We start from the raw sequence: 24,775 nt of genomic DNA on the forward strand, positions 1-24,775 counted from the left end.
AAGGAGGTGATAAAATGACAACACAAATAACTGAATTGTTAGAGGCAAGGCAAACTGTTGCTAAGACTATTGATAAAAAAATTGCCACTGATAAAGTTACCGAAAAAAAACAGTTTGATGATATACTTGGTGATGCTAAGGATGATGACAATGATACTGGGAAAGTAGCTGTTAGTAATAATATTCCTAATAATAAATCTACTGGGAAATTGCCACTTGATAATAATACTGCCAATGACAAAGATAAACAAAATTTAGTAAAAAAAGTCGTAAAAAAGTCTACTAATAAAAATAATAGTGCTCAGGATAAAGGAAAAGATATCTCTAAACAAAATGACAATAAAACAATTTCTACGCAGAATTTAACAAATGTCATTGATATAAATGTACTGGCAGCAATGTTGGCACAAGACAAAACTGAAAAAATATCCAGCAATTTATTAGGGCAGGATACAGCAGTGTGGAAAACTCTATCGTCAGCGGGATTTATCACTGACAGTAGTTTTTCTGTTAATAACGAAACTACCGATACATTAACTAATAAAACTAAAAATATAGCGTTAGCCACTTCTCTGTGGAAAAATAAAAAAACAAATATATCAACTTCTAACTCTACAGAAAATAAAGGTAGTAATATATCAACTACGGGAAATAACATTGAAAATTTAAAAACAGTTAACCAACAAAAAATTATTAAGCAGTTATTAAATTTTTCTGCAACAGCTGACAACAAAGGTAATACAGAACAAACTACTGCTATAACGTCAGCAGGAAAGACTAACTCACCGCAAGTGCAGCTTGCATCATTATTGCAGGCAATTACCAGTGATACTTCAAGTGAAAATACCAACTTAAAGCAAAAAAGTCTAAAAGATAATTCTGCAAAAAATAATGCAACTCTCAAGAATGCATTGGTTGACGTTATTGATCTTACTACTAGGGGGCAAGATAAAAATAATGGTAATATAACAGGACTTTCTGCCGAAAAAAATGCGCAAACTATACTATTAGGAAAACCTTTTAATAATTTGAATTTGCCAGATCATCAAGATGATAAGAATGTCACACAACAAAATAATAATGATAATTCTACTAATAATTTAAATCTTTTTTCTACTCAATTAAGCAAAAATACTAACACCAATATTACAAATAATACACAGGTAAATACTCCGCTACAAACTGCACAGGATTCTTACGATATAGCAGGTCAGATAATAAAAAATGCCCATCTTCTAAAAGCTAATGAAAATTCGCAGATGGTCATAAACTTGCAGCCTGAGCATTTAGGTGAATTATCTGTAAAAGTCAGTGTACAAGCTGATGGTGTAGTAAATGCTTCTTTCCACAGTGATAATGCACAGGTAAGAAATTTACTTCAATCATCAATTGTCCAACTGCGCCAGGACTTACAGCAGCAAGGTATTAAGGTAGACAATATCAATGTATACAGCGGTTTAAATGATTTATTGTCAAATGGTCAGAATAATTCTGGAAATTTTAATAAAGAAAAGAAAAAATCATCATATCGTATTCATCAATTGATAGAAGCTGCTGGACAAATGGAAGATTTGCGGATAGTTCCAGTTGCTTTGCAAAGTTCACAGTATACCAGTAATGGTATAGATTATAAAATATAAAGGAGAAAAATCATGTCAATTAATCCCGTATCATCAGGAACATCTAATACAGTTTCAAGTGCAGTTAGTTCAGCTAGCTTGGCAAATGAAGATACATTTATGCAACTTTTAGTGGCACAAATGAAAAACCAGGATCCATTAAATCCTTTAGATGGGACACAGTATATATCACAATTATCACAATTAACTGCAACAGAACAGACATCAAAAATGGCCACAGCTATGGACACAATGTCGAGTATTGTTGATAACCTTAATACATCAGTATTAGTGGGACAGCTTAGCTCAATGATCGGCAAAAAAGTCACATGGATGACTACTAAGACACTAACCGATTCTAATGGTGAAACATCAACACAAAAAGTACAAAATTCAGGAACAGCTCAGGGTGTTACCATAAGTGATGGTGTTCCTTCCCTTGTAGTGAAAAATGGCAGTGTGGTAACAACTGTTAAAGTCAGTGATTTGACATTAATAGGAAATACAGGTTTAGAAAAAGAATAATTTAAAAAATTACGGCGGGAGGCATAATACAAATGAAGATTAATTCAAATGTATATTTACAGCCGCTTATGCCGCTGGGTAATCAAAACACTGATACCAGTTTAGCAACAAAAAATATTACAGCAAAATCAAGTTTTGCCTCTATATTAAAAGAAACAGCAAAACCAGTTACTTTTTCCCAACATGCTTTAGCCCGAATAAAAGATCGTAATATAAAACTTACTGACGATCTTATAGAAAAGCTTAATAATACGGTTGCTAAAATGGCGCAAAAGGGAGCGCGTGAGGGACTGGTGTATTTACAGGGAACAGCATTTGTTGTAAGTATAACAAATAGAACTGTGATTACTGCTATGGACGGCGTAAGTGCAAAAGATAACATTTTTACAAATATTGATAGTGCAGCTATTTTATAAAACTGGACCTTCGGGAAGTTTTGGCTGGTGATCGACAGAGCCAGCCGACTGCACTAATAAAGAAGGAGTTTGATACATTATGATGAGAGCATTATATACGGCCGTTTCTGGTCTTACTAATCATCAGACTAGAATGGATGTAATTGGTAATAATATCGCCAATGTAAATACTACCGGTTTTAAATCAAGTCGTGTAACATTTGCTGATACCTTAAGCCAGACCTTGATGGGAGCTTCCTCTGCCAATGGTAATGTAGGCGGAACTGATGCTCAGCAGGTAGGACTTGGCATGAAGGTATCTTCAATTGATACAGATTTTACACATGGAAGTGCTTCTTCCACTGGAAATAACACCGATTTGGCTATTAATACTGATGCAGGGTTATTTATTGTGAAAAATGGAAATGATACCTATTATACACGCAATGGTAACTTTGCTCTTGATGATGAAGGTAATTTAGTAATGAATGGCAGTGGCCTTCATGTGCAAGGCTGGAATGGTGTTAATGGTAGCGTTAATCCAAATGGAGCGACAGAAAACCTAAAAATTGATAAAGATTCTACTATGCAACCAAAAGCTACTTCTAATGTCAATTATACAGGAAATTTATCAGCTGATGATGAAGAAGCAGAAATTTCTGGAATAAAAGTAATATATACTGATGGAACATCAGAAAATGTTACAGGAGCTTATGCACCTGCAAGTACCACAAAAGCAGTTTTAAAAGGAAAGTCTGGTAAAAGTTATTCCATATTAAATGCAAATGGAGGCAGTATTGACAATGATGGTAATTACATTGGTACTGTTATAAATAATAAAAACTTACAATCAATAACTGCAACTGGCTCACCAATTGAGGTGTATTTTAATACAAGTGCCACTGGAATTAAGGGAGGGACAGTTACTTTAAATTCTAGTGGTCCTTATCAAGAAACATCAGGAACATATGAAGTAAATGGAAAAACTCGTGTTGATTTCGGAACAATTACAAAAGTAGATCCTATAAGCTCAACGGATTTTAAAATTACTACTGATAAAGGGGTTTTTACTGTTAGCAATGCACCTGCTGGAGCATATAAAGTAGGCGATAGTTTTTCCGTACAGGCTACAGTAATTTCCGGTGATACTAATGGAAATCCCGCTATATTAAATTTTGAAGATGGCAGTAATATAGATTTAGCAGATGTTCCTTCAGCAGCAGCGGGAAAATATAATTTAGATGCTTCAACTACTATTACTGCTCAAAAAAGTGATGGTTTAGATGGAACAATAAATTTAGTTAACACTTATAATGGTAAAGAGGTAAAAAGTTTATCATTAACAATGAAAGATGGTACTACACAAACCGGGTTTCCAGATGAAACTTATTCAGAAGGTCAATCATCATATCCAGTACAGACAACAACCGCAACAATATACGATAGTTTAGGAGCTGCACACAAAATACCAGTTTATATACAAAAAACTGATGCTGATAAATGGACACTAAAAGTTCCAAGTGGTTTATATGATGGGGCGCAAGTCGGAGCTGTTTCACAAGATATTGAATTTGATGGAACAAATGGTAAATTATCATCAGGTGGTTCATTCAATATAAATTTATCCATTCCTTATCCTAACGGAGCGATGATGAATCAAATTACAGGAGTAAATTTAGATCTTACTCAATATAGTGGAGAAAATACTGCAACAAGTAGCTCCGATGGATATGCAGCAGGGTTTTATAAAGATATGTCTATTGGATCCGATGGTATTATTACTTTAACATATACCAATGGAGAAAAGCAGGAAGGTGGGCAAATTGCTATTGCCAATTTCAATAATCCAGCGGGATTATCTAAAGAAGGCGGTAGTTTATATGCCTCTTCCAATAATTCAGGCGCGGCTAAAGTAGGAACATTTGCTGCCAATGGTGTTACTGTTACACCAGCTGCCTTAGAAATGTCCAATGTCAATACTGCTCAGCAGTTTAGTGATATGATCGTTACACAGCGTGGTTTCCAGGCAAATTCAAAAATAATTACTGTTTCTGATGAAATGTTAGAAACATTAGTTAATATGAAACGCTGATATTAGATAATCAAATATAGGCGGGGAGAGTTTGTTCTCCCCTTGCCTTTTGTTCTTATATGTTTTAATATATTTTAATGGAATACAAATCTATCCTTATAATGGAGTATTGATATGATAAAACTTACAAAATTTAATTCGGATTCAAATAAAAAAGGGGAATTTATCCTCAATGCGGAAATAATAGAAACTATAGAACAAACCCCAGATACAGTGATTACCTTATTAAATGGTAAAAAATTAATTGTAGATGAAAGAATGGATGAAGTGGTACGTCGTGTTATGACATATCGTCGGGCATTACACAAATATTGAATTATGAAAATAATACGGTATTTCGATACTGTCTTTTATATAGAGAGCTGCATTCAAGGAAGGTGTGGATAAAATGGCGGAAGAGGAAGTCGCAAATGTCGATGGAAAAGGTACTAAAAAGAAAAAGCCTGTAGTTTTAATTTTAGTTATGGTTCTTATTGGATTAGCTTTGGCAGGCGGCATTTCATATTTTGTTACTACCAAAATAGTAAGTAAGTCTCATGTTAGTGCGCCGATAAAAAGAGAACCTGGAATTTTTGTAAAAGTAGGCGATCCCAAGGACAATAGTATGGTGGTCAATGTGGGTGGTGTAAAATCAGGGCGTTATCTAAAAATAGGTATTGTTCTGGAGATGAATCCTGCTGATGAAATTAATTTTAAGGATGGCAAAATGACGGAACCGGCAAAAGCAAAGGTGCTTGATGCAATATTGAGAACTTTGCGTGGTCAGCAGCTGGATCAATTTGATGCTGCAAATGAAGGCAAACTAAAAGAGGCAATGAAAAAGGAAATAAACGCTTCTATTGGTGAAAGCTCTGTGTACAATGTATATATAACAAGTTTCGTTTTACAATAAATTGCATTTATTGCTAATTAGTTTTTAGTATAATAAATATAAGAATATTAGTGAAAGGAGAATGGAGATTGCCAGAAGATGTCTTATCGCAGGCAGAGATTGATAAATTGTTATCAGCTATTTCAACAGGTGTTGTTTCAGCCGATGAAGTTAAAGCTGATGAGCAGAAAAAGATTAAAATATATGACTTCAAGCGACCGGATAAATTTTCCAAAGATCAAATTCGGACAATGTTTATGTTACACGAGAATTTTGCTCGTATTCTGAATACGTATCTTTCTACACATTTACGTGTATTGGTAAAAATAGAAGTTGCTTCTGTCGATCAGCTCACTTATGAAGAATTTATACGTTCCTTGCCGAATCCAAGTGTCATCAGCATATTATCTCTATCTTCACTAAAGGGTAATATCATCTTTGAAATGGATACAAATATAGTTTTTGCCATCATTGATCGTCTTTTTGGTGGTACAGGCGATGAAAGTAAATTAAAAACCAGGACATTGACAGATATAGAAGAAACTGTTGTAAAAAGAATGATGGGCAAAATAATGGACAGTTTAAAAGAAGCATGGCATGATGTGGAAGATTTTGACATTAATCTTGAAAGCATGGAATCTAATCCACAATTTACACAAATTGTTCCTTCAGGTGATATGGTAGTTATTATTACCCTTCAAATAAAAATAGGCAGTGTTGAGGGAATGATTAATATTTGTATTCCTTATATTGTCATAGAGCCTATTGTACCTAAATTGACTACTACCTTTTGGGTTTCATCTTCGACTGGACGGCAGGAACATCCTGAAGAAATAAAAGCATTAAAAAAGAGATTACGCAAGGCAAAAATTCCTGTTAGTATTGAATTGGGAAGAGTGAGTATAACAGTAAATGATTTTCTGTCTCTGAGTATGGGAGATGTTTTACGCCTTGATAGTAAAGTGAATGATGACCTCATGGTAATAGTTGGAGCAAAACCTAAGTTTTATTGTCGTCCTGGCACTATAGGAAAAAGGTCAGCAGTACAAATAACAAAAGTAATAGAACAAGAAGAGGAAGAGGAGGAAAAAAAGGATGGCTGATGGAACGCTTTCGCAAGAGGAAATAGATGCCTTGACAAAGGGCATTACTCCGGATGCGCCGCAAGCAAGTACTCCAACAACAGAAGAAAAGGATTTACCAGCAGCAAATGAAGGCAATTCACTTCAAAATACTGCATCTCTTACCGATATTGAAAAAGATACTTTAGGTGAAATTGGTAATATTTCAATGGGAAGTGCTGCAACCACTTTATCACTGCTCTTAGGCCATAAAGTGTCAATTACTACACCTAATGTCAGCTTGGAAACAATGGCTGATATAAAGGCGCATTATCCTATGCCTTATCTTATAGTAGGCGTTAGCTATACGACGGGGATAGATGGCAATAATATTTTAGCTATCCAGGCATCAGATGCCGCAGTCATAGCTGATTTAATGATGGGAGGAGATGGAACAAATGTTGATGATGAATTAGATGAAATTCGTAAGAGTGCTGTCAGCGAAGCAATGAATCAAATGATGGGTTCAGTATCCACATCATTATCACAGATATTTAATAAAAAAATAGACATTTCTCCCCCCCAGATTCATGTAGTTGATATGGCTGTTGCTGATAAAGTAACTGATTTTTGGGGCCAAACAGATCCGGTTATAAAAATTTCTTTTAAAATGGAAGTTGAAGGAATTATTGATAGTGAAATAATGCAGATACTTCCCGTTAAAGTTTCAAGAGAATTAGTGGAAAATTTGACAAAATCTACTCATCAAATGGCAGAGGATTCAGCTATGCATGAAGAGGCAAAAGTAAGTGAACCAGCAGCTTCTTCGACACCATTGGCACCAAGTGTGTCTCAGCCTGCCGCTCCACAGCAACAGATTCCAGCAACACCACTGCAAGGACAATCGCAGATAGCTTCGCAAGTACATACACCAACTCCGAGTTCAAAAGCTATTGTTTCAAATGTTCCGGTGCAGCCAGCACAATTTACTCCATTAGTAACAGGTCCTGTTTCGGTAAATAATGCAAACATAGGATTAATTTTAGATGTTCCTTTGCAAATAACCGTGGAGCTTGGTTCTACTAAAAAGAGTATAAAGGATATTTTGGAATTATCTAGTGGTTCTGTTATTGAATTAGATAAATTAGCAGGCGAACCTGTTGATATATTAGTTAATGGTAAATTATTAGCAAAAGGTGAAGTTGTTGTTATAGATGAAAATTTTGGAGTACGTATAACTGATATAGCAAGTCCTGCAGAAAGAGCTAAAAATTTATAATTTTTTTTGAAATAAAATAATATTTATAAGCATATTTTTATAACAATTATATTGTGAAGGAGAATATAACATGGCAACAAAAGTTTTGGTAGTCGATGACGCAGCATTTATGCGTATGATGGTAAAAGATATTTTATCAAAAAATGGTTATGAGATTGTAGGGGAAGCTGAAAATGGTGCTGTAGCATTATCAAAATATCAGGAATTAAAACCAGATCTAGTAACTATGGATATAACTATGCCGGAAATGGATGGAATAACAGCAGTAAAAGAAATAAAAAAAATAGATTCCAATGCTAAAATTATTATGTGTAGTGCAATGGGACAGCAAGCAATGGTTATCGAAGCTATTCAGGCAGGAGCTAAAGATTTTATCGTTAAACCTTTCCAGCCAGAAAGAGTACTAGAAGCGGTTCGTAAAGTTGTAGGCTGATGAAAAAATATAAATCTATTGCTTTATCTGCGGCTATTTTTCTATTTTGTTGGTTTGTACCTGTATATACGGTATTGGCCGCCGGTGATTCTTCATCAGGCGGCTATTTATCTCAATATCAAAATACTAATCCACACCCTACCAGTGTTTCGTGGATATCAACATTAGGCTATTTGCTAAGTTTAATAGCAATTTTTGCCTTTGTTGTTGGATTGGCCTATTATGTATCACACTATTTAGGCGGTCATTTTGCTAAATCTACGACTCAAAGTGATAATATTTCTTTACTCTCACATTTTTCACTGGGGCCAAATCGCTCTATTTGCATAGTGGATATTGCCGGTCATATTCTGATATTAGGAGTTACAGATCATAATATTTCCTTATTAAAAGAAATAACTGATGACGAGGAAATTACTAAATTACGCTTAGCAACCGAAAATAAAATACATCAAAAAGATATATTGGGTGTATTTGGACAGCAATTTAATTCTTTAGAAAAAATTTCTAAAAGAATTCCTGGGCTGTTTAAGAATAAATACCATAAATAGAGAAAGGTTTTCATGTTTTGAAAGAATACCTTAAAATATTAATAATATTAATGATTATAGCTGTTCCAACGCAGGTGTTTGCAGCTCCTGTACCTTCACCTAGTATTAATATTGGAATAGGAACATCTAATAATCCACATGATATGGCTATTACTTTACAAATAATGGCTTTGTTGACAATTTTATCAATTGCTCCGGCAATTTTAGTAATGACCACAGCTTTTATTCGTATTGTCGTAGTTTTGTCTTTTCTACGTAATGCTCTTTCTATACAAAATGTTCCACCAACACAGGTTATTATTGGCTTAGCATTATTTCTAACTTTTTATATTATGTCACCTTACTGGTCACAAGCCAATCAAAATGGTATTCAGCCTTATTTGGCAGGGAATATTTCGCAAACTGAAGCATTGCAAAAAGTAGCTGAACCTATCCGTACTTTTATGTTTAAACAGACTCGTGAATCAGATATAGCATTATTTGTTAATCTATCACAAGCTAAACGTCCGGAAACTCAAGCTGATGTATCAACTTTTACATTGATACCAGCATTTATTATCAGTGAATTGAAAACAGCATTCCAGATAGGGTTTATGATATATATTCCCTTTATCGTAATAGATATGATAGTAGCTAGTACATTGATGTCTATGGGAATGATGATGCTACCACCTACGATGATATCCTTGCCGTTTAAAATACTTTTGTTCGTAATGGTTGATGGATGGCATCTTTTAATAAATTCACTTATTGTTAGTTTTAAATAGGAGCTTGCATATGTCTGGAGATACAGTAATAAATTTAGGTCAAAATGCTTTATTAATGGTACTGCTGATTTCAGCACCAATGCTTGGACTAGGCTTACTTGTCGGATTGCTTGTAAGTATATTCCAAGCTACAACATCTATTCAGGAACAAACTTTAGCTTTTATTCCTAAAATAGTAGCTGTATTTGTTGCTATTCTTATTTTTGGGCCTTGGATGCTTACAATGATGGTCGATTACATGGCTCGTATTTTTATCGATCTGCCACATTATATTGGCTAGCAGTAAAATGTTAATATCTTAGGAAAGGAAAAGCCGAACAATAGTAATTACATTGTTTTAAAGGCAGATTTGTTTGTTGGACTTATTTGATATGTTACAAAATCATATAGGTGTGTTTCTCTTAGTATTGGCAAGAACAAGTGGCATTTTTTTAATTTCCCCTTTTTTTGGCAGTACTAATATACCTATGCAAATAAAAGCTGGGGCAGTTTTTTTTATAACAATAGTTTTATTCCCAGTTATTGATTTACAGGGAACAGCTATGCTGCCCAATAGTCTGTTGGCGTATTCCATGCTGATAATCACTGAACTTATAATAGGCTGGCTTATTGGTTTTGTAGGATTTGTCTTATTTTCAGCAATTAACCTTAGTGGACAGCTAATAGACATGCAAATCGGTTTTGCCATGGTGAATGTTTTAGATCCTACTATAGGGCAAACTGTTCCTCTTGTTGGCAGTTTTTTATACAATTTATGCATATTGATTTTTTTATCAACTAATGGACATTATATTATTCTTTCTGCTTTAGTAGAAAGTTTCTCTCTTATCCCTCCTATGACGGCACACTTTGATGGTAAAATTGTTATGTTTGTTATAAACATGGTAGGAAATATTTTTTCTACCGGAATAAAGTTGGCTTTGCCAGTCTTATTTGCTGTTTTACTTACCAATGTAGGATTAGGTGTCCTGGCAAGGACAATGCCACAGATGAATATATTTGTAGTAGGAATTCCGGCTCAGATAATTGTTGGTATATTTGTTATCGGCATAATGTTGCCTTTTTATGTTATTTTTTTGGATGTGATTTTTAATGAATTATATGGCAGTATTACGACCATGCTGCAGGCAATTTATTAGCTGCTGCAATGTAAATCAACCCAAGTTTGATTTACAATTATTTGCGGGGGAAAAAACTGAAGATCCTACAACAAAGCGTTTATCTGATGCTCATAAAAAAGGACAGGTTGCTAAAAGTCAGGATTTGTCAGCATCAATTGTCATATTAATTGGTTTTTTTACTTTATGGGGCTATGGCCAATATATGTATGAAGAAATAACTCAGTTTATGGCCTTCATTTTTATGAATATGCCACTTGTAATAGACACTGAGTATATTATTCATTTGTTCTTTGAAACTATGGGAGTATTGGCTAAAACGGTATTGCCCGTCATGCTTGCTATTTTACTTGCAGGACTAGCATTAAATTATTATCAAGTTGGATTTATTTTTACTGTGGAACCATTATCGTTTGACCTAAATCGCTTAAATCCGATAACAGGAATGGGACGTATCTTTTCTAAGCGTTCGCTTATGGAGCTTTTTAAGTCTATTGCCAAAATTTTGATTGTAGGATATTTTGTTTATTTATATATTATAGATGAAGTTATTCAAATGCCCAAACTTATCTTTATGGATCTTCAAATGGCACTCATAACAATTGTAAATATTATTTTTAAATTGGCATTTGAAATATGTGCTGTTTTATTGATACTAGGCATAATTGATTTTATGTATCAGAAGTGGCAGCATAAACAGGAATTAAAAATGAGTAAACAAGATATAAAAGATGAATTTAAACAAAGTGAAGGAGATCCGCAGGTTAAAGGAAAAATCAAACAAAAACAAAAACAAATGTCTATACAGAGAATGATGCATGAAGTTCCTAAGGCGGATGTTATAATAACAAATCCTACACACTTCGCGATTGCCTTAAAATATGAGCAGGGAATGACAGCACCGCTTATAATAGCAAAAGGACAAGATCTTGTTGCTCAGAAAATTAAAGCTATTGCCCGTGAGGCACATATAGTTATCGTTGAAAATAAACCATTAGCACGTGCATTATATTTATCTACAGAAATAGGGGATGTTGTTCCTCAGGAACTTTATAAAGCCGTTGCTGAAGTTTTAGCATATGTATACCGTTTGAAAAAGAAAAAATTAGCTTAATATTTTAATAAGACTTTTAAGGAGTAGTATATTATGTCCATACCTTCTTCTGCAGCAGCAGGAAATTTTATACATAAATATAGTGACATCGTCGTTGCTTTAGCCATTGTTACAATTGTCATTATGATGATAATTCCATTACCTACTTTTTTGCTGGATTTATTGTTATGTTTAAATATAACATTAGCTCTAACTATTGTTATGATAACTATTTATAATGTTGAACCATTGGATTTTTCTGTTTTTCCATCGCTGCTGTTAATTACAACATTGTTTCGTTTAGCATTAAATGTATCTTCAACAAGATTGATTTTACTAGACGGATATGCCGGAGAGATAATAACTTCCTTTGGTAACTTTGTTGTTGGAGGTAATCCAGTAGTTGGGTTTATTGTTTTCGTAATTTTGATAATTATACAATTTGTCGTAATTACAAAGGGGGCAGAACGTGTTGCAGAAGTTTCTGCCCGTTTTACATTAGATGCTATGCCTGGAAAGCAGATGGCTATTGATGCAGATTTAAATCAAGGTGCAATTACTGATGCTGAAGCAAAGGCAAGACGCGAAAAAATACAGCGTGAAGCAGATTTTTATGGTGCTATGGATGGGGCCAGTAAGTTTGTCAAGGGTGATGCTATAGCGGCTATCATAATAATTATTATTAATATTTTTGGTGGTTTTATAATTGGTATGGCCCAAAGGCATCTGACTATTGCCCAATCACTACAGCAATATACATTGTTGACCGTAGGAGAAGGATTAGTAAATCAGATACCAGCCCTGCTTATATCAACCGCTACTGGTATCATAGTAACAAGAGCTGCCTCTAATGCAAATTTAGGACGTGATTTAACTAGTCAAATATTTAGAAATCCCCGGATATTTTTCATTGTATCATCAGTTTTGTTATTTTTGGCTATAATTCCGGGTCTACCAGGAGTACCTTTTTGTATCTTAGCTTTAATTGCATTAACAATAGGTTATTTCCTGTATAAGTCGCAAAAAACAAGTTTAGCTACAAGTCAAGTTAAGCAGAAAGAAAAGGATAAAGAGGCCATTAAAAAGCCTGAAAATGTGGTATCACTTCTCCAAGTAGATCCAATGGAATTGGAAATCGGTTATAGTTTGATCCCCCTTGTTGATACAGGACAGGGTGGTGATTTACTAGAACGAATCGTAATGATTCGACGTCAATGTGCTTTAGAACTTGGTTTGGTTGTACCTACTATAAGAATACGTGATAATATCCAGATAAAGCCTAATGCATATATAATAAAATTAAAAGGAATTGAAATAGCTAAGGGCGAATTATTACTTGACCACTATTTAGCAATGAATTCAGGAACTGTAGTAGAAGAAATAGAAGGTATTGAAACAACAGAACCAGCATTTGGATTACCTGCTATTTGGATTACAGAGGCGCAAAGAGAACAAGCAGAGCTTAATGGTTATACTGTAGTAGATGCAGTGTCGGTTTTGGCTACTCATTTGACAGAAGAAATCAAAGCACATGCTGATGAAATACTCGGACGACAAGAAACGCAGAATCTTATTGATAATATTAAAAAGACAAGTCCATCTGTGGTAGAGGAACTTATTCCCGATCTCCTTACTGTGGGAGAAATACAAAAAGTCCTGGCTAATTTACTTCATGAACGTGTATCCATACGTGATATGGGAACAATTTTAGAAGTGTTATCGGATTATGCGCGAGTAACGAAGGATACGGATATATTGACAGAATACGTACGACACGCTTTAGCTAGGCAGATTACTAATCAATACGTACAGAATAACACACTGCCTTGTGTTTCTCTTGATCCTGATGTTGAGAATAAGATTGCTTCTTCTATTCAGCGAACAGATCGAGGTGCATTTATTAATCTTGATCCTAATATAACAAAAAACATAATAGTTTCCTTGAATAATGTTTTACAAAAATTAACTGATATGGGATATCAGCCGATTGTTTTAACGGGACCGGCTGTACGTCCATATTTTAGACAATTAGTTGAACGTTCAATTTCGGGAATTATAGTATTATCTCAGGCAGAAATAGAGCCAAGTGTAGAGATTCAAATTCTTGGGGTGGTGAAATTATAATTGCAGATTAAAGTATTCAAAGAACATACCGCAAAAAAGGCAATGGACAAAGTTCGCAGGGAATTGGGTCCAGATGCTGTGATTTTACATACAAAAAAATATACTACTGGAGGAATTTTTGGCTATGGTGGAAAAAAAATGGTTGAAATAACTGCTGCTGTTGAAGATATACCCAAACAAGAGATTTTGCCGAAAGTGATTCTTCCGGCAAAAAAGACAAATATTTCTCACCCTGCCAATAATAAAGACAGTTTAACAGTATCACCTGAACCAGCAAAAATGGTATTGCCAAAGCAAGTGTTGCAAAACTATAAAAGTAATGGAGAAATGTCTTCGCTTAAGGATATGCCGGTTCCCATTCTCCAAACAAAAACTAAAGCAGCAAAAACTTCTAAAATAATAAAAGCTTCTAATAATATAACTGATTTAGAAAAAAGTAATTCTGTTGAAAAAAAACAAGAAAAAAAAATACAACAGCTTCAGCAAGAACTAGCACAAATGAAAACTATGCTAAATAAAGTTTTGCAAGGACAAAACTCAACAGGAGCTTCAAAAGAAATATTATTAAGTGATGCTTTAAATGAACAGGAAATAAAAAAAACTTTAATAAATGAAATTTTAAACATAGATAATAATGGTGACGAAAACAAGAACCTTTTCAAAAATTCGCTACAGTCTAAAAATATTTTGTTAAAATATTTAAGGGGTTATATGAGTGATTCTGCTGGAATAGAAATGGAAAAAGGTCATGCTAAGGTCGTTGCTTTAATTGGTGCTACAGGTGTTGGCAAAACCACTACATTGGCTAAAATTGCCTCACGATTTGTGTTGGAACAGGGATTAAGAGCTGCATTAATTACTGCTGATACTTATAGAATATCTGCTGTTGATCAATTAAAGACATATTCTGATATAATTGGATTACCACTAGAAATAGTTTATTCGCCTATTGAGTTGAAAAATATGATAGATAAACATAATGATAAACAACTTATATTGATAGATACAGCTGGAAGAAGTCAACATAATGATTATCAGCTTACAGAATTGCATGATTTTCTTGCAGTTAATGAAAATATAGAAAAACACTTAGTTTTAAGTGCTACTACTAAATATAAAGACATTGTAGATATAATCAGAAAATTTTCCTTATGCGCTCCTGATAAAATCATTTTTACTAAAACAGATGAAACACGCAGTGTGGGTATGATTGTCAATTTGCTGGAAGAGTACCCGATCACTCTGTCATATTTTACTAATGGGCAAAGTGTACCGGATGATATTTTTCCGGCGAAACCAGAAAATTTAGCTGATCTTTTATTGAGGTAAATATATGATTGACCAAGCATCTAAATTAAGGAAAATGATTGAACATAAAAAAATATATGGAAGTAGCCATATACATGATAAATCTAGTTATTCTCCCAGAATAATAGCTGTAACTAGTGGCAAGGGAGGCGTAGGCAAGACTAATTTTACAGTGAATTTGGCTATAGCACTTTCCCGGCTAGGGAAAAAAGTACTTATAATTGATGCGGATCTGGGATTGGCAAACGTAGAAGTTATTATGGGATGTTTATCACCATACACCATGATGGATTTACTTAATGGAAATATATCACTAGAAGAAATTATTTTGAAGGGTCCGGCAGGAATCCAGTATATTTCAGGTGGATCTGGGTTGGAACAATTATCTGATTTATCGATTGAAGATAGATCCCTATTGATACATAGATTATATGCTTGTGAAGAAGTTGCTGATATAATTTTGGTAGATACAGGTGCGGGTGTGGGACGAAATGTTCTTGATTTTTTAATTGCAGCTAATGAAATTATTTTGCTTACTACACCAGAACCCACAGCTCTTACGGATGCATATGCGGTAATAAAAGCATATATGGCTCGGTCAACGGTACCAAATATAAAGCTTGTTATAAATAAGATTTATGATAAAGATGAGGGGGATGAGGTGAGTTTAAAATTACGCATGACAGCAGAAAAATTTCTAAAAGTAACTATAAAAAATTTAGGTATGGTATATGATGACCATAATATGGTTAATGCTATAAAGAAACAAATTCCCCTTTTACTATCGTATCCTGATACCATTGCATCAAAGTGCATATCACAAATAGCAAACTCAATATTGCACGGAGGCAACATAAAAATTAAACGAAATTGGCATGATTTTTTACACCGTTTAATTTTTTCCAAATGATTTGTGGAGGGATTATTATGAGATGCCTTGATATTTTTAAAACAAAAAAGATCTTAAAAGTCGGACAAAGAGTAGAAATAACTGAAATTGGCAAAGAAAAAATTGACATAGAAGAGACATATACCAGTAGAGTAGAAGATATAAAAGACAATGAAGTATCTTTAGCTCTTCCTGTGGACTATCGTTTATGCCCTGTAATTCCTCTTAAAAATGAACTTATAGCAGGACGTATTATTGAAGATGAGTGTGTGTATAATTTTACTGCACACTACAATAAAATAAGCAATATTCCTATTCCAGTATGGATAGTTAATATATCTGACACAGTAATTAAGTCACAAAATAGAGAATTTGTCAGAGTTAAAACCCATCTTTCGTTGAAATTGATTATTACCAATAGCGATGGCAGTATGGGAGAGCCTTTTAAGGCAATGAGTGTAGATATAAGTGGTAATGGTATATCATTTTTGACTGATAAGAAAATAAAATTGGCAGCAAAATTAGTTTTGGATACAGAACCTATTCCTTTAGTTGGACGAATTTCTACTTTTGTAGAGGTAAAACGATGTTCTTTGACGAAGGATAAGTTACACTATTTATTAGGCTGTAAATTTATAAATCTACCAAAGCAAATTCAAAATAAATTAGTTAAACATTTATTTGCAAAACAAAGAGAAACTATTAATAAAGGTATTAAACTAAAATAAGGAGGGGATAGTATTGATTCGTGTTTTAATTGCAGATGATTCTAGCTTTATGCGAAAAATTTTGTCAGATTTATTTAAGGCAAATTCAGATTTTGAAGTAGTAGGTACAGCCATAAATGGCAAAGATACTATAGAAAAAGTTTTAAAATTAAAGCCGGACATTCTTACCCTTGATATTAATATGCCGGTTTTAGATGGATTGAAGGCATTGAAAATAATAATGGAAGAATGTCCCTTACCAGTAGTTATGATAAGCAGCCTTACTAAGGCGGGAGCTGATGAAACTATAAAGGCCTTGGAACTAGGTGCAGTTGATTTTATTAACAAAACAGGTGGCAGTATATCACGCGTGGATACTATAAGTAATGAAATAATAGAAAAATGTTATGCAGCTACTCGAGCAAATTTACGCTCAGCTATGCGTCAAGCAAATTTATCTAATCTAGGATCAAAAAGGAAAAAGTTATTATTCCCTTCTTTAAGTTCCAATAAACTAATTGCTATCGGTACATCAACAGGAGGACCGAAAGCCCTACAATATGTAATCACAAAATTACCAGCTGATCTGCCCTGTGGAGTGGTTGTTGTCCAGCATATGCCGCCTGGTTTCACAAAATCACTAGCAGACAGGTTAAATCAAATGTCACAAGTTACTGTGAAAGAAGCAGAAAATGGTGAGAGTATAAAACCAGCACATGTCTATATAGCCCCTGGTAATTATCATATGCTTGTAAATAAAGATACTCGCGGCAATATAATTACTTTAAATCAAAATCCTCCTATAGGAAATCATAGACCTTCAGTAAATGCTTTATTTGATTCAGTTGTTCCTTTCGGCAAGAATCTTGTATCAGTAATACTTACTGGAATGGGAAATGATGGTACTGTAGGAATGCAGCATATAAAAAAAGTTCATGGTTACATAATTGCTGAAAACGAAGCTACTTCAGTAGTATATGGAATGCCTAAATCAGTTGTAGATCTTGGTATAGCTGATGAAGTATTGCCTATAGATGAAATAGCCAATGCAATAGTTAATGCTATAAAAAGAATTTAAATATAGTTTTGGGGGAATAAAAAATGGATACTAATCAATACATGGAGATGTTTTTAGAAGAATCACGCGATCATTTACAGTCACTTAATGAACATCTTCTGGATCTTGAAAAAGACCCCACAGATTCTGATGCCATAAATGAAATATTCAGAAGTGCTCATACTTTAAAAGGTATGTCAGCAACTATGGGGTACACTACAATTGCAGAACTTACGCATGATATGGAAAATGTCTTAGATCTAATTCGTAATGATAAGCTAACTGCTGATGAAGATATTGTCGATGTATTATTTAAATGTATTGATGCCTTGCAGCAGATGGTTGATAATGTAAGTAACGGTGATCCTGAAGATGCTGTCGATGTAAAAGCCTTAGTAGATAAATTGAATGCTATTGCGTCAGGTAATGCCAATGCTGCAAAACCTGCAGCACCTGTACCTTCTCAAAATAAAGCAGCTGCTGCAGTACCCAAGGAAAATGTTCCCAAAACAGATATTGATTTAACAGATATTGATATGGATCTTATTGAAAATGCCAAAAAATCCGGACTGCGTGCTTTGCATGTTAAAATTGAATTGGCAGATACATGCGTATTAAAGGCAGTCCGTGCCTATATGGTAATGTCTGCATTGGATGAAATTGGTGAAGTAATAAAATCTATACCTGCTGCCGAAGATTTGGAACAAGAAAAATTTGATTATACTTTTGATTTGGTATTATTAACCGGTGAAGAAGAAACAAAAGTTGAATCTGTAATAGAAAGAATATCAGAAATAAAAAATGTAACTGTTACTTTAATACAGATAAATAATTCTGCTAAAAAAGAAACTTCCAAGAATGCTCCTGCACCTATTGCCGCTTCTAAGCCAAAGGCTCCAGTTAAAAAGAAACAGGCAATTCAACATCATGATAATTTAAAAAGTGGTCAGTCCGTACGTGTTGGTATTGAAAAACTAGATTCCTTAATGAATTTAGTGGGAGAACTGGTAATTAATAAGACCCGTTTGGAACAAATAGGTAATACACACCGTATTGCTGAATTAGTAGAAACTGTTGAACAAATGGATCGTGTAACTGGAGATTTGCAGTCTATAGTAATGAAAGTAAGGATGGTACCAGTTGGACAAGTATTCAATAGATTTCCTCGTGTTGTCCGTGATTTGGCTAAAGAGCTTAACAAAGAAGTAAATCTCACCATAGAAGGTGAAGATACTGAATTAGACAGAACAGTTATTGATGAAATAGGTGATCCTTTAGTTCACTTAATACGTAATTCAATGGACCATGGAATAGAACATCCTGATGATCGTGAAGCAAAAGGCAAATCACGTGTCGGTCAAGTTGGACTTATAGCAAGACATGAAGGAAATAACGTAATCATTATGGTAACTGATGATGGAGCTGGAATAGATGCTTCTGTTATCCGCAATAAGGCTGTGGAAAAAAATATTATCACACAGGAAGATGCTGATAATATGACTGATGCTGAAGCAGTTCGCTTGATATTCCTGCCAGGTTTTTCTACCTCTGAAGTTATAACTGATGTATCTGGACGTGGTGTAGGCATGGATGTAGTCAGAACTACCATTGAAGCTTTAGGTGGGGTCATTGACGTTGAAACCAAGAAAAATGAAGGAAGCATATTTAAGATAAAATTACCATTGACACTTGCTATAATCCAGGCATTATTGGTAAATGTTCAAGAAGAAATTTATGCTATTCCGCTGGCAGCCATTGACAGTACAATTAATATTACTCCTGAAGATATTAAAACCATTCAAAATAAAGAAACCATTGTCATTCGGGGAGAAATAATTCCTATTGTGCGGCTTGATAAAGCACTTAATGTAAAACATATTGACGAAAATAAAGAAACCGAAGAAATATATGTAGTTGTGGTACACATAGGCGATAAAAAATGTGGTATTATGGTAGATAAACTCATAGGTCAACAGGAAATAGTCATTAAAACTTTAGGAAAATTATTATCAGGAATAAAAGTTATATCTGGCGCAACTGTTTTAGGCAATGGACAAATTGCCCTTATATTAGATGTAGCTATTTTGATGCAGTAATTTTAGGAGGGATGTTATTATGGATCAGCAGGAAGTTTCATCAAGTGAAGTACAGATAGTTGCCTTTAAATTAAAACGGGAAGAATATGGAATAAGTATTTTAAATGTAGAAGAAATAAAGCGTCTTACAGATATAACTCGCGTTCCGTTTACACCAGAATTTATAAAAGGAGTTATGAATTTAAGAGGTAGTGTCCTGCCTGTAATTGATTTAAAAAAACGCATTGGTCTGCCAGATGCTGAATATTCCGATGCAACCAGAATTATTGTTGTAAAGCTAGAAGATATTACTGTCGGAATGATCGTTGATGCAGTTACAGAAGTTTTGGCTATAGATAGTGCTAATATAACAAATTCCAAACAAATAACTTCTACAGAAAGTGAAGCACATTCTGAATCTAATAAATTTATAACTGGTATTGGCAATTTAAATAACAGACTGGTTATTTTGTTAAATCTACCGGAAATTTTAGGTCTTAACAGTGAAAATAAATGAGGTGAGAACGTGTCGGACAATATGTTGAATTTATCAGCTATGCAATTGGATGCTATAAGGGAAATTGGTAATGTCGGCGCGGGGAATTCTGCTACTGCATTATCTCAGCTTATAAATAAAAAAATTGATATGGATGTTCCTAGCGTTTCTGTAGTTCCTTTAGCTGATGTTCCAGAATTAGTTGGTGGTCCTGACACTATGGTAGCAGGTATATTTTTACGTGTATATGGCAAAGCGCCGGGCAGTGTTTTATTTTTAATGCCTAAAGAAAGTGCCTTTTATTTGGTAGAACATTTATTAGGCGAGCCCAAAAATAGTGATGGCGAATTAGACGAAATGGATCAGTCAGCATTGATGGAAATTGGCAATATACTTGCAGGTGCTTATTTGAATGCATTGTCATACTATACAAAATTAACATTATTACCATCCATTCCTGCTATGGCTGTTGATATGGCTGGTGCTATTCTAAATGTTGTAATAGTTCAATTAGGTCAAATGGGGGATCACGCATTAGTAATTGAAACACAGTTTTTATCCGAAGATGACGGAATAAATGGACATTTTTTCCTAATTCCTGATTCTGGTTCGCTCCAAACAATTTTAAATGCGGTAGGAGTGAAATAACATGGCTGAATTATTAAAAGTTGGAATAGCCGATTATAAAACAGGCAAAGCCCCCAGCAAAATTATCAGTTATGGTTTAGGATCGTGCATAGGGATAACATTATATGATAAAATAGCAAAAATTGGTGGATTAGTTCATATTATGCTGCCTGACAGTACACAGGCCCGTGCTACAGAAAATCCAGCAAAATTTGCTAACACGGGTATCCCTCTTTTACTAAAGGAGGTTTTGGCATTAGGTGCTATAAAATCACGCCTAGTTGCAAAATTAGCTGGTGGATCCCAGATGTTTAAATTTGCCGGTGCTTCTGATATTATGTCCATTGGTTTAAGAAATGCCGAACTGGCGAAAAAAACTTTAACCGAATGTAATATAAAAATAGTTGGGGAAGATTTAGGTGGAACATACGGACGCACTGTAGAAATAGATTTGGAAACAGGTCTTTATAAAATAAAGACTATAAATAAGGGTGAAAAAATTATTTGACAGGTGAGTAAAATGGCAGATATGATGGATATCAGAGCAATGATCATCCGGGGACTGAAAAATGGCTGGCTCCAGGTGCTTATTATATCCATAATATTAGGTTGTATATCGGTATTGGCTGTTGTAACTGCCGGTATAACAAAAAATATATCAATGTTTGTGATTTTTAAAAGAATGATTTTTATGTTCATTATTACATTGAGCTGGAGCTTTCTTTTATTATTATTATTTTTTGCAATTATTCTTCCATATATGGCAAAACATTATAGCAACAAAACAGTTTCAAATGATATGCCTGACGAAGTAAATTCTGCAAAAAAAGCTGAACAAAATATCAAGAGTGATGCTGGATTGGCAAAAACGACTTAACTGTACGATGTACTGAATATAGTGTATGAAGCTAGATAATATATAACTATGAATATTATACATTTGCTAGTATATTAAGGAGGCACGAAATTTGCAAACAGACAAACCTCTTTCTGCCGCCGATGTTGCTAATTTATGGAAGAATTATAAAAATAATGATAATATAAAAGCAAGGAACAGCTTGATTGAGAATTATTTACCATTGGTGAACATTGTAGTAGGACATATCGCATATAATTTACCCGCGCATATAGAGCGCGATGATTTAATAAGTAGTGGTTTTTTTGGTTTAATGGATGCAATTGCGCGATTTGATATTAGTTTGGGAATAAAATTTGAAACTTATGCTAAAAGTCGTGTAAGAGGAGCTGTTCTTGATTACCTGCGCTCTAAAGACTGGTTGTCAGTATCATTACGTAAAAAAATCAAACTTTATGAAACAATATATACAAAATTGGAAGTAAAGCTACAACGAATGCCGCAAAAAGCAGAATTGGCTGATGCCATGTCAATGAATCTTGATGACTTGCATCGTTTAGAGGTTAATATTAATGCAGCTACTCTGACACCGTTAGAGGATTATATAAGCGGTGAATATGTTCTAAATCAAGATAATAATATTGAAAAGAAAATAAACCGTGATTTTATAAAACAAAAATTAGCAGAAGCTATTGATAAACTGCCAAAGAAAGAAAAATTGGTTATAGCTTTATATTATTCTGAAGAATTGACTTTAAAAGAAATAGGATTTACATTGAAATTATCAGAAGCCCGCATAAGTCAGCTACATAAAAAAGCCGTTCTTAGACTTAGAGGATATTTAGCACGTTCTAAAGCAGATTTATTTTAATTTATCTCTAAGTGGAAACAGGTAATAAGAAAAATTGTAAAACTGTTAAGATTATAATGGTAGCTAACTTATATTTTAATATAAGTTATTTTAAACCAAAAGTCACCATTTTAAATGCCATAATATTAAGTGGTAAGAATGTATCACTACAGCCATGTTTATTTTTGGGAAATATATAATACATTGCTTAAAAGCTTATTTTCAATTAATTGGGGATGTCATAATTCTTAGTTAAAAATAAAGAAAATTTCATCAGCATATAGCATATATGGATGTAAGCATAGAATGAATTAGTCACTGAATATTCATACCAGACGTTCTAACTTTAGGAGGATTTAATATGCCTGATACCACAATAGGAAGTAAAAGCGAGGGATATTTACTTGAATTCTTAGATACAGGAGTTTTTTTGACAATCTTTCCGCCTGAGAATGAAATTCCTTTGTTTACGGATATCACATTATTATGTGCAATCCTAAAAAAACATAATATAAAAGATTACAACATAAAATATTTATTAAAAATTTTACAAAAACATGATGGTACCCGTACACAAATAACTGGTATAGAAGCATCTTCTGAAGAAGTAATTGAAAAAAAAGAATTAATTCCAGTTATTGAAATAAGTAAGGATAGAATGAAAGCTGCTATATATTTTGAAGGCGGCGATGATGCATTTCATTTTGATAAAAACTATATATTGCAGCAGCTTAGTGATAAAAAAATTACTTATGGAATAAATGAAAAAGCCATTGAGGAATTTATAAAATATCCTACCCAGAGAATTGTAATAGCGAGAGGAAAACATGCTGTTAACGGTAAAAATGCTTATATAAAAAATCATGTAGATTTTTCCCGGAAGGGGCGCCCTAGTGAAAGTAATTATGGTAAAGTAGATTATAAGGATCTTAATTTATTTTTTCTGGTTTCAAAGGGCGATGTGCTATCTGAACGCATTCCTCAGACAAAAGGAGAAAAAGGCATGAATGTTATGGGACAAGAAATTGCCTGCCGACCAGGAAAGCCAATTCCTCTTGTTAAAGGGAAAAATACGGAATTGTTAAACGAAAATATTTTAATAGCTGCTATTGATGGACAAGCAGTAGATGAAGGAAATCGAATTTCAGTAGATCCTAAATTAGATATTAATAGTGATGTTGATTTATCGACAGGTAATATAGATTTTAATGGTAGTGTATTTATACGAGGCAACATTCAGGATGGGTTCTCTGTAAAAGCTGAAGGTGATATTGAAATAGGCGGAACTGTCAGTGGCGGCACTGTGGAGGGACGTAATATTCATGTCAATGGTGGAATATTGGGAATGCGTCGAGGAAAGGTTTTGGCCAGGGAAGATATCCATACTACATTTGTTGAAAATGCTGATATAACTGCAGAAAGAAATGTATATATTTCTGATGTTTCATTGCATTCTCTTATAAATGCGGGAAAACAAATTATTATAACAGAAAAACGTGGTCAGATTGTTGGTGGATATGCTATTGCCGGAATGTCAATTGATGTCAAGGTTTTGGGTAATATAGTAAATGTTGCTACAAAAGTAGAAGTGGGAATTAATCCTATTATTAATAATAAATATAAAGCGTTAGCAAGTAATATTGAAAAAGCAAAAAAGCAATTAAAAAGTATTAAAAATGCTTTAATAATCTTTAATGAAAAAGCCGACAAATTAACTACCATGCAGAAAATGAAATTTAGTGAACTCAAACGCACACAGTTCCCCTTAGCCGGAGAAATAGAGAGAAAGGAAAAAGAACTTTCTATAATATCAAAACAGCTGCAAAATATGAAACATGCCTACATACGAGTTAATGATGTAGCCTATCCAGGTGTAAAATTAGTGGTATCTTCTTGTCTTTACACTGTTCAGACGGAAACTAAACATTGCACATTTTTAGCAGATGAAAGCTGTGGAACAGTAAAGATTAGTCCATATTAAG

The 24,775-nt window shown here is 33.9% G+C and carries 26 protein-coding genes; all 26 read left to right on the plus strand.

Annotated elements, in window-relative coordinates:
• The first annotated feature begins 14 nt into the window (after positions 1-14).
• The 26 genes from I6760_RS12110 to I6760_RS12235 all read left to right on the plus strand — a co-directional run bounded on the left by I6760_RS12110 (position 15) and on the right by I6760_RS12235 (position 24,774).
• Positions 15-1,640 (plus strand): flagellar hook-length control protein FliK, encoded by a 1,626-nt coding sequence (locus I6760_RS12110; protein ID WP_196594653.1) that lies wholly within the window; start codon positions 15-17, stop codon positions 1,638-1,640.
• Between the two features lie 12 nt (positions 1,641-1,652).
• Entirely contained in the window at positions 1,653-2,144 is a 492-nt protein-coding gene (locus tag I6760_RS12115) for a flagellar hook assembly protein FlgD (RefSeq protein WP_196594654.1), read from the plus strand.
• Positions 2,145-2,176: 32 nt separating this feature from the next.
• Positions 2,177-2,560, plus strand: a complete 384-nt coding sequence (locus tag I6760_RS12120) for a TIGR02530 family flagellar biosynthesis protein (protein WP_231036272.1) — start codon at positions 2,177-2,179, stop codon at positions 2,558-2,560.
• Positions 2,561-2,639: 79 nt separating this feature from the next.
• Positions 2,640-4,631 (plus strand): flagellar hook-basal body complex protein, encoded by a 1,992-nt coding sequence (locus tag I6760_RS12125; RefSeq protein WP_196594655.1) that lies wholly within the window; start codon positions 2,640-2,642, stop codon positions 4,629-4,631.
• A gap of 114 nt (positions 4,632-4,745) precedes the next feature.
• Positions 4,746-4,946: a flagellar FlbD family protein gene (locus I6760_RS12130; RefSeq protein WP_196594656.1), complete on the plus strand. Its 201-nt coding sequence runs from the start codon at positions 4,746-4,748 to the stop codon at positions 4,944-4,946.
• 73 nt (positions 4,947-5,019) lie between these two features.
• The gene (locus I6760_RS12135) at positions 5,020-5,523 is read left to right on the plus strand and encodes a flagellar basal body-associated FliL family protein (protein WP_196594657.1); all 504 of its coding nucleotides are present in this window, start codon (positions 5,020-5,022) and stop codon (positions 5,521-5,523) included.
• 68 nt (positions 5,524-5,591) lie between these two features.
• Positions 5,592-6,605 (plus strand): flagellar motor switch protein FliM, encoded by a 1,014-nt coding sequence (gene fliM / locus I6760_RS12140; RefSeq protein WP_196594658.1) that lies wholly within the window; start codon positions 5,592-5,594, stop codon positions 6,603-6,605.
• On the plus strand, positions 6,598-7,842 hold the full coding sequence (fliY, locus tag I6760_RS12145) for a flagellar motor switch phosphatase FliY (RefSeq protein ID WP_196594659.1): 1,245 nt from the start codon (positions 6,598-6,600) through the stop codon (positions 7,840-7,842). The genes fliM and fliY overlap by 8 nt, the downstream gene beginning before the upstream one ends.
• A gap of 70 nt (positions 7,843-7,912) precedes the next feature.
• Positions 7,913-8,275: a response regulator gene (locus I6760_RS12150; RefSeq protein ID WP_196594660.1), complete on the plus strand. Its 363-nt coding sequence runs from the start codon at positions 7,913-7,915 to the stop codon at positions 8,273-8,275.
• On the plus strand, positions 8,275-8,826 hold the full coding sequence (fliO, locus tag I6760_RS12155; RefSeq protein ID WP_196594661.1) for a flagellar biosynthetic protein FliO: 552 nt from the start codon (positions 8,275-8,277) through the stop codon (positions 8,824-8,826). The genes I6760_RS12150 and fliO overlap by 1 nt, the downstream gene beginning before the upstream one ends.
• Before the next feature lie 50 nt (positions 8,827-8,876).
• Positions 8,877-9,593 (plus strand): flagellar type III secretion system pore protein FliP, encoded by a 717-nt coding sequence (gene fliP / locus I6760_RS12160; protein WP_196594888.1) that lies wholly within the window; start codon positions 8,877-8,879, stop codon positions 9,591-9,593.
• A 10-nt stretch (positions 9,594-9,603) separates the two neighbouring features.
• A complete protein-coding gene (gene fliQ / locus I6760_RS12165) occupies positions 9,604-9,873 on the plus strand; it encodes a flagellar biosynthesis protein FliQ (protein WP_196594662.1) in 270 nt (89 codons plus the stop codon).
• A 76-nt stretch (positions 9,874-9,949) separates the two neighbouring features.
• A complete protein-coding gene (gene fliR, locus I6760_RS12170) occupies positions 9,950-10,732 on the plus strand; it encodes a flagellar biosynthetic protein FliR (RefSeq protein ID WP_196594663.1) in 783 nt (260 codons plus the stop codon).
• Complete coding sequence (flhB, locus tag I6760_RS12175; protein ID WP_407947302.1) at positions 10,686-11,825, plus strand: flagellar biosynthesis protein FlhB; 1,140 nt, start codon at positions 10,686-10,688, stop codon at positions 11,823-11,825. Before fliR ends, flhB begins: the two co-directional genes overlap by 47 nt.
• 33 nt (positions 11,826-11,858) lie before the next feature.
• Positions 11,859-13,928: a flagellar biosynthesis protein FlhA gene (gene flhA / locus I6760_RS12180; RefSeq protein ID WP_196594664.1), complete on the plus strand. Its 2,070-nt coding sequence runs from the start codon at positions 11,859-11,861 to the stop codon at positions 13,926-13,928.
• Positions 13,929-15,257 (plus strand): flagellar biosynthesis protein FlhF, encoded by a 1,329-nt coding sequence (gene flhF / locus I6760_RS12185; protein ID WP_196594665.1) that lies wholly within the window; start codon positions 13,929-13,931, stop codon positions 15,255-15,257.
• Positions 15,258-15,261: 4 nt separating this feature from the next.
• Positions 15,262-16,146 (plus strand): MinD/ParA family protein, encoded by an 885-nt coding sequence (locus tag I6760_RS12190; protein ID WP_196594666.1) that lies wholly within the window; start codon positions 15,262-15,264, stop codon positions 16,144-16,146.
• 17 nt (positions 16,147-16,163) lie between these two features.
• Positions 16,164-16,853 (plus strand): flagellar brake protein, encoded by a 690-nt coding sequence (locus tag I6760_RS12195; protein ID WP_196594667.1) that lies wholly within the window; start codon positions 16,164-16,166, stop codon positions 16,851-16,853.
• Positions 16,854-16,866: 13 nt separating this feature from the next.
• Entirely contained in the window at positions 16,867-17,910 is a 1,044-nt protein-coding gene (locus tag I6760_RS12200; RefSeq protein ID WP_196594668.1) for a protein-glutamate methylesterase/protein-glutamine glutaminase, read from the plus strand.
• Positions 17,911-17,933: 23 nt separating this feature from the next.
• Positions 17,934-19,985 (plus strand): chemotaxis protein CheA, encoded by a 2,052-nt coding sequence (locus I6760_RS12205; protein WP_196594669.1) that lies wholly within the window; start codon positions 17,934-17,936, stop codon positions 19,983-19,985.
• A gap of 19 nt (positions 19,986-20,004) precedes the next feature.
• Positions 20,005-20,481: a chemotaxis protein CheW gene (locus I6760_RS12210; RefSeq protein ID WP_196594670.1), complete on the plus strand. Its 477-nt coding sequence runs from the start codon at positions 20,005-20,007 to the stop codon at positions 20,479-20,481.
• 21 nt (positions 20,482-20,502) lie between these two features.
• Positions 20,503-21,108 (plus strand): chemotaxis protein CheC, encoded by a 606-nt coding sequence (locus I6760_RS12215; RefSeq protein WP_231036570.1) that lies wholly within the window; start codon positions 20,503-20,505, stop codon positions 21,106-21,108.
• Between the two features lies 1 nt (position 21,109).
• Entirely contained in the window at positions 21,110-21,595 is a 486-nt protein-coding gene (locus I6760_RS12220) for a chemotaxis protein CheD (protein WP_196594672.1), read from the plus strand.
• A 3-nt stretch (positions 21,596-21,598) separates the two neighbouring features.
• Positions 21,599-21,964 carry a hypothetical protein gene (locus tag I6760_RS12225; protein ID WP_196594673.1) on the plus strand — a complete coding sequence of 122 codons (366 nt, stop codon included), beginning with the start codon at positions 21,599-21,601 and terminating at the stop codon, positions 21,962-21,964.
• Positions 21,965-22,055: 91 nt separating this feature from the next.
• Complete coding sequence (locus I6760_RS12230; protein WP_196594674.1) at positions 22,056-22,814, plus strand: FliA/WhiG family RNA polymerase sigma factor; 759 nt, start codon at positions 22,056-22,058, stop codon at positions 22,812-22,814.
• 340 nt (positions 22,815-23,154) lie between these two features.
• Positions 23,155-24,774: a FapA family protein gene (locus I6760_RS12235; protein WP_196594675.1), complete on the plus strand. Its 1,620-nt coding sequence runs from the start codon at positions 23,155-23,157 to the stop codon at positions 24,772-24,774.
• Position 24,775 lies beyond the last annotated feature (1 nt).

The sequence above is a fragment of the Pectinatus sottacetonis genome (assembly GCF_015732155.1).
Classification (GTDB): Bacteria; Bacillota; Negativicutes; order Selenomonadales; family Selenomonadaceae; genus Pectinatus; species Pectinatus sottacetonis.